This is a genomic window from Candidatus Woesearchaeota archaeon, from assembly GCA_026394965.1.
Classification (GTDB): domain Archaea; phylum Nanobdellota; class Nanobdellia; order Woesearchaeales; family 0-14-0-80-44-23; genus JAPLZQ01.
Map to the genome: position 1 here is coordinate 1 of JAPLZQ010000051.1, position 11,646 is coordinate 11,646.

Here is an 11,646-nt window from a genome sequence, read left to right on the forward strand (position 1 = left end):
ACTTTGTTATTACTTTTGGATAGAATATAAATCTGAAAAAGAGTAAATACCTGTTAAGAAAAAGAGAATAACTGAACTTGAAAAAATAGTTCTTCTTGAAAAAGATTAGAAGGATTAGAGCCTGTTTAAGATATAATGGGCGTCAAGCGAGGATTCAAACAATTCAAGCTTGTTTTTCAGGCGAGGCTCAAGGGCAATCCTTGCCCTTACGATATTTCTCAAAAGCGCCTCTGCAATTTTCTTGAACATTAATTCTTCTTAATCCAATACATTTTAATATTTTGCCATTTTTAGCAGCAGATGCAATGAAAAGCATAAAAAAGCGCTCAGAAACTCACGCTTTTTTAGGAGTCATATTTTCTGTAGTCCTTCTCTTTCTCCTTTTTCTTATGAATTTTCGGATTTTGATATTTAATGGCGCTTATTACAGAAGCGAATTCAGGAGGATTGGAGTTTATGATTCATTTTACAAAATCGGAATTGATTCTGGGGCTGTTGATTCTGAGCTCTCAAAAATTCTTTTATTCTTTCAGGGAAAGGCAAATCTGGAAAACGGGCTTCTTTCAGGAGAGGAAATTTCCCACCTCAATGATGTCAGGATTCTGATAAATCAAGGACTATGTCTCTTTTATCTGCTTTTTTTGCTTCTTTTGATTATGGGCTTATTTATCGCATTAGAAAAAAACAGGAGTTTCATTTTTTATTCTCCGAGAAGCGCAGTAATTATCGCTTTTGCATTTTTTGGGCTGATTTTAGCTTTTTCATTTTTTCCGCATGTTTTTGAAAGGGCGTTTGTCATTTTCCATTGGGTTTTCTTTCCGCAGGGAAACTGGGCGTTTCCAGCCGGAAGCAGAATGCTTCTTCTCTTTCCTGAGCAGCTTTTCAGGGATTTTCTAGTGCATTCATCCCTTCTTTTTTTATGCGAGGCAATAGCTCTTTTTCTTGCATTTTTATTGATAAAAAGAGAAAGATTTAAATAGTATCACTACTTAGTAGTGACTATGGAAAACAAAAAAGAGCCGGAGTATCTTGAAAGGATAAGAGCAGAGTGCGAAAGCCACAGGAGAATGCTTTATAACACCGGATATTCTACTCACGAGGACAAACACCCTAAAAAACAGAAAAACATATTGAAAACAATAGGAAAATCACTGATTCCTCTTGCACTTGCAGGAGTAATCGGAGTTTCAATAGGAGGGTTTGGCGCAAAATATGAAGCAGCCCCGAAAAATTCAGGAACGGCGTATGCCTATTCTTCTGAAAGCAAAATCGCAAACAGCGATTCAGTGAAAATCGGGCTTGAAGAAATATTAAATCCAGAAGAATTAACTGCTGAAAAAAAAGAAGATTTAGGCGCAGATATCAAGCCATCTTATTCAGAAATGCTGAATTCCTCAATTGAAAATGTTCTTTACAGGATTCCTGAAGAAAAGCTTGACTACTATCTCAAAAATTCCAGAGCCATCCATATGGACGAGAAATATCTTCCTCTTGTAAAGGAGCTTTCCTCAAAATTTGGGATGGATGCTGCAACGCTTGCATCCATAATTGAAGTGGAAAGCAACTGGAATGTAAAATGCGAATCCTCATGGGGAGCAGCATCTCTCATGCAGGTTACAAGGAACAGCTCAACTGACCAGGAGTGGAAGAACAGGTATGACCCCAGGACAAACATTTCTGCGGGGATAAGGATATGGAAGGCAAAAGAAAATGCGCTTTCATTTGCAGAGCCGCCTGAAGCCCTGAAACAAGAAAACCCATCTTTATACTGGAAGGCAAGCTGGGAGCACTTTAAGATAGTTGCTGCAGCATACAACGGCGGGCAGTCTCCGATAATTGACGCTCTTGACACGGCTAAAAAAGAAAACGGGAAGGAATACTGGCAGCAGAAATGGAGCGACATTGAGCCCTTCATAACAAAGGCATGCGACCCCTATTACAATGCATACAAATCAAAGGCAGAGGAAATCAGGTATTATGTTGAAAAAATCAGCAAGGCATACACCCTTTACAGCACTCACTTTCAGATTGAGAAAATAGCAGAAAACGCAGGCAATATTCCAACCGCAGAGATAATAAAAGAGATAAAGGACAGGTAAAAGCGCAGGGAATATTTCTGTTGATGAAATAGTTGAAATGATAAGGAAAAAAGAAAATTCAAAATTATAAATTCCGTTTTTTTTTTAAATAAATTATAATAAAAAATTGCGGTTCATTAAATCGCTTAATCAGAGTTTTGAGCAGTCAAACTCTATCTCTCTTCTGGAAATGTTCTCTGCCATTGCAGAGATGATTTTTTCAGGCTCAACCCCGAATTTGACTTTTCCGTCAAGAGTTCGTAGTGCAGCAGAGCTGTTCTTTATCTCCTTGTCCCCTATTGTAAGCACAATCGGGATTTTCTGGAGCTGCGCCTCCCTTATCTTGTAGTTTATGGTCTCTGCCTTTGCATCTATGTCAACCCTGATTCCCTTATTTTCCATTCTGCTTTTCAGTTTTTCTGCATATTCATTGTGCCTGTCTGCAACAGTCAGGATTCTCGCTTGTATTGGAGATAGCCAGAGCGGGAATTTTCCTGCAAAATGTTCAATCAGGATTCCAGTGAACCTTTCCATGCTTCCGTAGATTACGCGATGCAGCATTACAGGAGTGTGCTTCTTTCCATCCTGTCCGTCATATTTTAAGTCAAATTTGATGGGCATCTGGAAATCCAGCTGGACTGTCCCGCACTGCCATGTCCTTCCTATGCAGTCCTTTATGTGAAAGTCAATCTTCGGGCCGTAGAATGCGCCTTCGCCCTCATTTATCTTGTATGGTATTTTTAGCCCGTCAAGCGCGCCCTTCAGCTTTTCCTCTGCCTTGTTCCACATGGAAAGCTCCCCCATGTAATTTTCAGGTCTTGTTGAAAGTTCAACAGCGTATGTGAATCCGAATTTCTTGTAGAACCTGTCAATGAGTGAGATTACCTCTTTTACCTCATTTTCAATCTGCTCTTCTGTAACATAGATGTGCGCATCATCCTGGGTGAAGCACCTCACCCTGAAAAGTCCGGATAGCACTCCTGAAAGTTCGTGCCTGTGCACAAGCCCCATCTCTGCAAGCCGCAGTGGGAATTCCTTGTAGCTTCTTACCGAAGTCTTGTAGACAAGTATCCCTCCCGGGCAGTTCATGGGCTTTACTGCAAAGTCCCTGTCATCAATCTTTGTGAAATACATGTTTTCCTTGTAGTGCTCCCAGTGCCCGCTCTGCTCCCAAAGCCCCCGCGAAAGTATGATGGGAGTTTTTATCTCAGAATATCCTGCCTTCCTGTGCTCCTCGCGCCAGAACTGCGCAAGCTCGTTTAAAATAACCATGCCCTTTGGATGGAAGAAAGGAAATCCAGGGCCTTCCTCATGGAAACTGAAAAGGTCAAGCTCCTTTCCTATTTTCCTATGGTCCCTCTTTTCAGCCTCTTCCTGGATTTTCAGGAATTCATCCAGCATTGATTTTTCAGGAAAGGCAATTCCGTAAAGGCGCTGGAGCTGCTTGTTTTTTGAGTCAGCCCTCCAGTATGCCCCTGCAATCTTTGTGATTTTGAATGCCTTGATTAATCCTGTTGAAACCAGATGAGGACCGCGGCACAAGTCAAAGAAGTCCCCCTGCTGGTATATTGTTATTGAGCCAGCAGGAAGCTCAGATATCATTTCAAGCTTGTATGGATTTTCCCTGAAAAGCTCATTTGCCTTCTCCTTTGTGATTTCCTGCCTTTCAATTTTCAGGTTCTCTTTTGCAATCTTCTGCATTTCTGCTTCAATTTTTGCAATGTCCTCTGGATTGAACGGCTCATGCTCTATGTCATAGTAGAATCCCGCATCAACAGCAGGCCCGATTGTGAGAAGCGCTTTTGGGAAAAGCCTTTTCACTGCGTGCGCCATTAAATGGGCTGCGCTGTGCCTGAACACTTCCTTTCCCTCTTTTGAGTCAAATTTCAGGAAGAGTATTGCAGAATCCTTTGTGATTGGCGCGGTTATGTCAAAAAGTTCTTCTCCAAGCTTGACTGCTATTGCATTTCTTATTCCAAGCGCCTTTGCAATCTCTTCGCCAGAGATTCCGCTTGCATATTCCTTTACTGACTTGTCCGGAAAGGTTAGTTTTACCATTTTTTCATCTCTGCCTTGGCGGTCAACAATGCCGCTTCAGCACATCTCTAAATCCAGCAATTATATATAAAACTTTTGGGATATTCAGGCAGATAAAAACAAATGAAAAAAGAAAAAATGCCAGTTGCATTGCATTATTTTTCTTAAAAAATACTCACTTATAAGTAGTTAAAAATAGAAAGATTTATAAGAAACAAATGCAAATTATGCCTTATGATAATCCTTCCGCAGGATTTTAAGATAGAACTCCGGAATGAGCATATTCTGTATTCTCAGATAAAAAACAGCTATGTTGAGGATGGCATTGCCTTAAGTGCAAAAACCCAGATAAAAGAGAGCCCGATTGAGAAGATTGTGGTTAAAGCAAGCTCAATACTTGGCGACAAGGCAAAGGAAAGGGCTTATTTTGATGGGCATATTCTTTTCACAAATGGAAAAAGCCAGATGATATTTTACAATGACCTCAAAAAAATGTTAGGGCAGACAGTTTACGAATTTAATGGCCATGAGGAATTTGCAGCGCCCAATAATCGGGAGTTTCCAATATATGCGATAAGCAACCTTGAGGGAATAATTGTGCGCTCCAGGGAAAGCACAGTGAGCCTTCCTGAATTCACTAAAGACTTAAGGAATTTTGCAGAATTCTTTGAAATGGTAATAAAGAAGATATTCCAGCTTTCAGGCAAGCGCCTGCTTAATGGAACGCTTTACATAGGGCCGATAAGCTACGGCAGGTTCAGCAAAGAGCCCATAATTCCTGAGGAAGATGAATATGAAGAGGGTGAAGAAAGAGAAGAAGATTCCTGCGGAGTAAAATTCATAGAAGAGCTCCCGAAATTCATAGTTGGGAGTGCAGAAAGGGGGAGAAAAGAATGAGCGGATTTTCAGCGTGCTTCCTTGAAGGGCTGAGCGGAATATGCAACGGCAAGAACGGATTTTATGGATATGCCTCGCTCAAGGGCGCAGCAACAGATGCTTTTTTTCTGATGTACAAGGACAGAGCCGGGCTTTGGGGAATGGACTTTACGCTAATAAATGACAACGAGCCCGTTTATGTTCCGTTTGAGCTGCTTGAAAGAAAATACCCGCATGAAATAATGGATAAATTAGTTTATGACTTTAGGAAAGACAAAACAATCGGGCATCCGGGAATATTGATAATGGATACTAATGCAGACCTCTACGAGGTGAAAAACCTGGACAACGCTCTTTTCTTCGGGTTCGGAGCCTGCTTTTACAAAAATACCCCGAAAAGAAAGGCAATTGACCTTTCTAAGATAAAAGAAACAGTTGAGGACATCGTGAACCTCGCATACAAAGCAGCAGGGGATAAAGCGCCAAAAGGAGAGATGATGATTTATCCTGAAAATTTAATAACGAAATTTGAAGGCAGAAGACTAATTCCGGCATATTTCTCGCAGAACCCAGACGACCTAAAGAAAATCCTCATGCTTCCATCTGATTCTTCTGAAAAAAACTTCTTTCCGAAAACAATAACATTCAGGGAAGAAAAGGGATAACATTATTTTAGCAATAAATTTATAAACCGCTTAAATGTCCTCTGACTGAATAAAATGCTGGACAAGCTTGGCGATTCGCTTAAGGGGATTTTGAAGAGGATTTCTCAGAGCATCTTTGTAGATGAGAAGCTGATTAATGAGCTTGTGAAGGAGATTCAGAGGGCTCTTCTCCAGGCAGATGTGGATGTTCAGCTTGTCTTCTCCCTTTCCAAAAAGATAAAGGAAAGGGCTCTTAAGGAGGAGGCGGCAGGGCTTACCCAGAGGGAGCACCTGATTAATGTTGTTTATGAGGAGCTTGTGAGCTTCCTTGGGGGGGAAGGCGCAAAGATTGACATAAAAAAGAAGAATTTCAAGATAATGCTCGTTGGATTATATGCCTCGGGAAAAACCACTCAGGCAGGAAAGCTTGCAAGGTTTTTTCAGAAGAGAGGGCATAATGTTGCCCTAATTCAGACAGACACTTACAGGGCAGCAGGTTTTGAGCAGCTTTTCCAGCTTGGGAAAAGCATAGGCGTTCCTGTATTTGGAGACCCGAAAATCAAGGATTCCATTGCAATATACAAGAAATTTGAGCAGGAGCTTAAGAAATTTGATTTGGTGATTGTGGATACTGCAGGAAGGGATGCGCTCTCAAAAGAGCTTATTTCTGAGATAAAGGAGCTTTACAACTATGTGGCGCCTGATGAGAATCTCCTTGTGATAAGCGCAGACATCGGGCAGACAGCAAAGTTCCAGGCAGAGCAATTCCATGAGAACTGCAGGGTTACCGGCGTCATTGTCACAAAACTTGAGGGCACTGCAAAGGGCGGAGGGGCTCTCTCTGCCTGCGCTGCAACAGGAACTCCTGTGAAATTTGTGGGGATAGGAGAAAAAATTGAGGATATTGAGGAGTTCAATCCAAAGGGATTTGTCTCAAGGATGCTTGGAATGGGAGATTTGGAGGCTCTCCTTGAGAAGGCAAAGGAGGCAATATCTGAGAATGAGGCAGAGGACATGAAGAAGAAGCTCATGAAAGGCGACTTCAGCCTTCTTGACCTTTACGAGCAGATGCAGGCAGTGAGAAAGATGGGGCCTTTGAGCAGCATTATGAACATGATTCCGGGAATGGGGCAGATGTCAATTCCCAAGGAGATGATGAATGTTCAGGAGGATAAGCTCAAGGGCTGGCGCTTCATAATGGATTCCATGACAAGGGAGGAGCTTCTTGAGCCCGAAGTAATTGATGTTTCGAGGATTGAGAGGATTTCCAGGGGTTCAGGAGTCAGCATAAAGGGAATAAGAGAGCTTCTCAAGCAGTACAAGCAGAGCAGGAAGCTTGTCAAGATGCTGAAGGGCGGAAGCCCAAAGAGCATGGAGCAGATGGTTAAGAAGATGGGCGGAATGAAAGGGATGAAATTCAAATAATTTTTTCTTAAAAAATAAGAATTCACAAATTAAATTAATTTTTTAATATCGGAATAATAAAATAAATCTTTTTCTTACCAGTCTTCCTCTTCAGAGCCGCCTTCATCATCTCCAAAGTCATAGCCGGGCTCATCTGGCTCGGGGTAGTCTACTTCGGGCTGGTCGTCAAATGGGAATGGCTCGTCATGGGGCTTTGTTTCGTAAAACACTGCCTCTTCCTTCTTCTGCTTTATCTTGGTTTTGGGGGTTTTCTTTGCTGCTTTTTTCATCTGCTTAGCATGTTTTTGGGCTGTTTTTTTCATGCCCTTCTTTTTAGCAGGATGGGCTTTCGCTTTTTTCTTTACTGCCTTTTTTTTCTGCATAAAACCACCTCTCCCCTTCTCTAATAAGGAACGTATTTAAAATTTGCGCTTTTTTCAGCCATTTTTATGGATATTTTCGGCATTTTAGGGAGCGCGAAAGCTTTATAAATTTGACAGGGCTTTAGATTTGCACATGGTTATAAAAATCGAGCTTCCCCAGATTGAGGCAAGGCATAAGGCAACTGCCGTTTATAAGCCGCTTTATGAGATGCTTCACGACTGGTTCATGGAATACGGCTACAGCGGAAAGGGCGGCGAAGACAAGTACATGGAAACCCTTTATTCTGTTGAGGAAAATCCCGGCGGAGACACAATCCACATCTGGTGGCGGCTTTCAAAGAATATAAACAAGCAGATAAGGTATGTTTTCAATTTTGACTATCTGGGCGTTGCAGTTAATGATATTGAGGTTCAGTTTGAGAATAAGAAGATAAAGGCGCAGAAAGGCGAACTGACAATGTATATAAACGCAAGAATTGAGCTCGATTATGAAAATAAGTGGGATAAATCCCCTCTAATGAGATTCTTTCAGCTTTACCTCAGGACAAGAGCGCTTAAGGCAAACCTTGAGATGCACAAAAGGCTCCTTCAGGAAGAGGCATACAAGCTTGATGCGCTTATTAAGAGATATTTTGACATGTACCAGTTCACGCCGGAAAAGAAAACATTTGTCCCCAAATTCGGCTATGAATGAGCCAATTTGATTTTCTTTTTATTGCTTTAATCTTTGCCTGATAATTATCAAAAGTTTTAAAAACCCCTTAAAAATCCATCTCACATATTGCCTCCGTAGCTTAGTAGCTATAGCGACTGACTTGTAATCAGTAGGTCGAGGGCGCACATCCCTCCGGAGGCTCTTTTTTATTCCTTTGTCAGGCAAATTTATTGTTGAAACATGCAAAAATCATTTTCTTTTTTATGGCTAAATTTTTAAGCAAGCTGTTGTTTCTTTTCTATTTATGGAAAAAGCTTTCTTTTCAGAAAGGTATGCGGCAATCGGAGGAAGGATTTTAGAATCAGAGCTTAAGCAGTCAATCCGCGTTAACACAACTAAGATAAAAACAGAGGAACTTATAAGACGGCTTGAGAAGAAAGGAGTTTCATTTGAGAGAATTCCCTTTGTTTCCTACGGATTCTTTTATCGGAGCAGGTTTTCGCTTGGCTCAACGTCGGAGTATCTTATGGGCTATTACTATCTTCATGAGGCAGCCTCAATGCTTCCCGTAATTGTTCTTGACCCAAAAGAGGATGAGCTTGTTCTGGATATGTGCGCTGCTCCCGGCTCAAAGACAACGCAGCTGAGCCAGCTTATGAATAATAATGGAATTATCATTGCAGTTGACAAGAACAAAGAGAGGATTGCTGCCCTTATGAATAATCTTGAAAGGCTCGGATGCAGCAATGTTTTCGTGTTCAACGAGGATGCCCTTAAGTTCAGCCCTCATCTTAAATTTGACAAGATTCTCCTGGACGCCCCATGCTCAGGAAACTATGCCACAGACAGGAGCTGGTTTGCAAAAAGGGACTTGCCAGGAATAAAAAACAATTCTGAAACCCAAAAAAAGCTCATTGAAAAGGCATTTTCGCTTTTGAAAGAGAATGGTGCTTTAGTGTATTCCACATGCTCGCTTGAGCCAGAAGAAGATGAGGAAGTAGTTGATTTTGCGCTTAAGAATTTTTCATTTCATCTTGAGGAAACCGGGCTTTCAACAGGAAGCCCAGGAGTAACATCCTTTGAAGGTAAGGATTTTGACAATTCATTGAAGCTTTCAAGGCGGCTATGGCCGTTCAAGGCAAAAACCCAGGGTTTTTTCATAGCAAAACTGAGGCGTTTCGCATGAGCGAAAATCCTGATTTTCAGAGGAATTATGAAAGGGCTATGCTTAAATTCATAGGAAGCCTTGGCTCAAAAAAGCCTGGGCGCATTTTTCACGAAAGGATTTCCAGCGCATCAGGAAAAGATGAAGATGGAGAGCTTATTGTCCTTGGAAATGACATCTTCCTCTCAAAGAAAAGCTCGTTTGTTCTGTCTGAAAAATTCAACCTTGATGCCCTCTCCTACTGCGGCTCCAGGCGCGGAAGCATAAGAAAGGGAAATTTTATTCCGGGCCCGAATTTCCTTAACGACCTTATCCCCTTTATTGATGAGCTTAATTATGTTGTTGTGAATGACAAGAGCGAGTGGCTGTTTTTGTGCGGCAGGGATGTTTTTAGGAACGGGATAATCAAAAAGAGCATTTTATCATATGGAAATGCCCTCGTGCTTAATTCAAGAAGGGAGTGCCTGGGCTATGGGAAAATAGAGGAGAAGGGAAGCCTTTTCCTTAGGAATGTTTTTGATATCGGCGACTTTCTCAGAAGGGAAAGAAAAAATTCTGAAAAATAGTTTATTTTTTTTCCTTGGGCTTATTGCGGTTTATTATGCTGATTATGTCATACCTGAGAAGGCTGCTCTCTGCCCGCAGGAGCTTTATTTCCTCAGTCTGCTTTGAATAAACCTCCTTCAGCTCGGAATTCATCTCATCCAATGATGCAGTTACTATTATGAGGAGCACCACAACCATCCACAGAAGGCTTATTGACAGAATCTCCGAGACAAAGCTCTTGTTTGCCGAGAGCCAGCTTATGAATGCCACGCCTATCATCATGACAATCACACCTAACCCTATTATCCTTTTTGAGAGTGAGCCTATTGCCTCGCCTTTCATAGAATACCACCCCTTTTTTTAAAATGATTAATGACTGAAATAAGTGCGGTAATGATTTAAATTTTTCCATAAAATTCCTAAAACTCAGTCAGTTTTTTTGTTTCAGAGGAATTCTTGACAATGGTTGTCTTCCCCTCTTTTCCGCCTTCAATCTTCTCAATGTTCACAAACTTTCCCTGCTCCAGCTTGGCTATTCTCCTTTGAAATGTCTTGTATGTGTATTTTCCTCCGCCGTCAGTGTAAATCTTGTAGAGCTCGCCTATTTTCTTCCCTGAATTGTTCTTGACTATGTCCATTATGGTTTTCTCGTCTTCTCCAAGCGCTTCTTTTTCTTTAACGTAGAATTCGTCAAGCTTATTTATTGCGTTTTTCACATGGTCAAGCCTTATTTCCTTTGAAGCCATGTCCTCTGCAGAGTTTGCAGCTTCCTTCATGAGATAGAGCCCTGCCCTAACGTCGCCAAGCTCAAACGCCTTTGCAGTTATGAGGCTAAAAGCGTCATCTTTCCAGACATTAGGGTAGAATGCAGATTCGCTTCTCTCTTTTAAAATCTGTTTCATCTCTTCGGGATTATACTGCCTGAATTCCAGAACTTCTGCAGTCAGCCTTGACTTTATCCTTGCGTCCAGGCTTATGATGTTTTCCCTTGAATTTGTTATAAGTATCACTGCCTTTCGGTATATTTCCTCAAGAGCAAGGTAGAGGAAATCCATATCTTCTGCCTTGTCAATCTCGTCAAAAACAAAGACAGCAGCCTTCTTGTTTACAATGTCTCTTGCAATGTCAAAGAGCTCCTCTGTCTTTTTGTTCATAGTGAACTTGTATCCGAGAATATCGCACATCTCAAGCGCAATCTTGTATGTTGTGTTGTGCTTCCAGCAGTTTATGTAAATTGTGTATATTTCGTCTGTTTCATCTTCAAGCTCCTGAAGGATGTGCTTGCAGGCAACAGTTTTTCCTATTCCGGGCTCTCCGAAAATGAAGATGTTCCTTCCGTTTCTCTTCTGGAAAAGCGGCTTTATGCATGATGCTATCTGGTGCTGCTCGTTTTCCCTGAAGGGTATCATCTTAGGGATGTAGTCGTAGTCAAGAGCAACAGGGTTCTTGAACAGCGTTTCGTTGTTCCCAAGAATTTCCTTGAATATTCCCATGGCAGTTTTATGTGAGAAGCCGCTTTATATATCTTTTTATGCTTTTCCAGAAGCATTTCGGAAAATTTTATTGAAGCGGCAGAGACTGTTTTTATGATTTTTTCATAAATTTTATAAACAACCCCCAATCAGGAAAACATGCTTGATTAATAATGTGAATTAATAGCATGAATTGATAAGAGGGATTTTTTATGCCAAAGACAGAAAAGTCAAATGAATCAGAAAAAAAGTATGTATATTTCTTCGGGGAAAGCGAATCAGACAAGAATCTTCTTGGGGGAAAGGGCGCAGGGCTTAATGAAATGACAAAAATAGGGATTCCTGTTCCAAGGGGATTCACAATCACAACAGAAGTTTGCAGGGAA

Annotated in this window: 14 protein-coding genes and 1 tRNA gene; 10 read left to right on the forward strand and 5 right to left on the reverse strand. The window is 41.3% G+C overall.

Going from position 1 to position 11,646, the window contains the following annotated elements:
* Positions 1-114 precede the first annotated feature (114 nt).
* Positions 115-249, reverse strand: coding sequence for a hypothetical protein (locus NTV63_02085; protein ID MCX6709724.1), 135 nt, complete (start codon positions 247-249; stop codon positions 115-117).
* Positions 250-305: 56 nt separating this feature from the next.
* Between NTV63_02085 and NTV63_02090 the strand changes: the two genes are divergently transcribed.
* On the forward strand, positions 306-980 hold the full coding sequence (locus tag NTV63_02090) for a DUF1461 domain-containing protein (protein MCX6709725.1): 675 nt from the start codon (positions 306-308) through the stop codon (positions 978-980).
* 21 nt (positions 981-1,001) lie between these two features.
* Positions 1,002-2,099, forward strand: a complete 1,098-nt coding sequence (locus NTV63_02095) for a transglycosylase SLT domain-containing protein (protein MCX6709726.1) — start codon at positions 1,002-1,004, stop codon at positions 2,097-2,099.
* Between the two features lie 129 nt (positions 2,100-2,228).
* Here the strand turns inward: NTV63_02095 and thrS are convergent, their stop codons facing one another.
* Complete coding sequence (gene thrS, locus NTV63_02100) at positions 2,229-4,136, reverse strand: threonine--tRNA ligase (GenBank protein MCX6709727.1); 1,908 nt, start codon at positions 4,134-4,136, stop codon at positions 2,229-2,231.
* 213 nt (positions 4,137-4,349) lie between these two features.
* On the opposite strand from thrS, the gene NTV63_02105 reads away from it, so the two are divergent.
* The 3 genes from NTV63_02105 to NTV63_02115 are packed head-to-tail and all read left to right on the forward strand — an operon-like array spanning position 4,350 to position 7,060.
* The gene (locus NTV63_02105) at positions 4,350-5,012 is read left to right on the forward strand and encodes a hypothetical protein (GenBank protein MCX6709728.1); all 663 of its coding nucleotides are present in this window, start codon (positions 4,350-4,352) and stop codon (positions 5,010-5,012) included.
* Positions 5,009-5,656, forward strand: a complete 648-nt coding sequence (locus NTV63_02110; GenBank protein MCX6709729.1) for a hypothetical protein — start codon at positions 5,009-5,011, stop codon at positions 5,654-5,656. Before NTV63_02105 ends, NTV63_02110 begins: the two co-directional genes overlap by 4 nt.
* A gap of 54 nt (positions 5,657-5,710) precedes the next feature.
* Positions 5,711-7,060 carry a signal recognition particle protein Srp54 gene (locus NTV63_02115; GenBank protein MCX6709730.1) on the forward strand — a complete coding sequence of 450 codons (1,350 nt, stop codon included), beginning with the start codon at positions 5,711-5,713 and terminating at the stop codon, positions 7,058-7,060.
* 74 nt (positions 7,061-7,134) lie between these two features.
* Here NTV63_02115 and NTV63_02120 read toward each other — a convergent pair whose 3' ends face one another.
* On the reverse strand, positions 7,135-7,422 hold the full coding sequence (locus NTV63_02120) for a hypothetical protein (GenBank protein ID MCX6709731.1): 288 nt from the start codon (positions 7,420-7,422) through the stop codon (positions 7,135-7,137).
* A 133-nt stretch (positions 7,423-7,555) separates the two neighbouring features.
* Between NTV63_02120 and NTV63_02125 the strand changes: the two genes are divergently transcribed.
* The 4 genes from NTV63_02125 (at position 7,556) to NTV63_02140 (ending at position 9,808) form a co-directional block, all read left to right on the forward strand.
* On the forward strand, positions 7,556-8,116 hold the full coding sequence (locus tag NTV63_02125) for a hypothetical protein (protein MCX6709732.1): 561 nt from the start codon (positions 7,556-7,558) through the stop codon (positions 8,114-8,116).
* An 89-nt stretch (positions 8,117-8,205) separates the two neighbouring features.
* Positions 8,206-8,278 (forward strand) — tRNA-Thr (locus tag NTV63_02130).
* Between the two features lie 103 nt (positions 8,279-8,381).
* Positions 8,382-9,263, forward strand: coding sequence for an NOL1/NOP2/sun family putative RNA methylase (locus NTV63_02135; protein ID MCX6709733.1), 882 nt, complete (start codon positions 8,382-8,384; stop codon positions 9,261-9,263).
* Positions 9,260-9,808 (forward strand): hypothetical protein, encoded by a 549-nt coding sequence (locus tag NTV63_02140; GenBank protein ID MCX6709734.1) that lies wholly within the window; start codon positions 9,260-9,262, stop codon positions 9,806-9,808. The genes NTV63_02135 and NTV63_02140 overlap by 4 nt, the downstream gene beginning before the upstream one ends.
* 1 nt (position 9,809) lies before the next feature.
* On the opposite strand, the gene NTV63_02145 is transcribed toward NTV63_02140, so the two are convergent.
* A complete protein-coding gene (locus tag NTV63_02145) occupies positions 9,810-10,130 on the reverse strand; it encodes a hypothetical protein (GenBank protein ID MCX6709735.1) in 321 nt (106 codons plus the stop codon).
* Between the two features lie 77 nt (positions 10,131-10,207).
* The gene (locus tag NTV63_02150) at positions 10,208-11,281 is read right to left on the reverse strand and encodes an AAA family ATPase (protein ID MCX6709736.1); all 1,074 of its coding nucleotides are present in this window, start codon (positions 11,279-11,281) and stop codon (positions 10,208-10,210) included.
* A gap of 191 nt (positions 11,282-11,472) precedes the next feature.
* On the opposite strand from NTV63_02150, the gene NTV63_02155 reads away from it, so the two are divergent.
* The coding region (locus tag NTV63_02155) for a hypothetical protein (GenBank protein ID MCX6709737.1) at positions 11,473-11,646 on the forward strand (174 nt) is incomplete at its 3' end.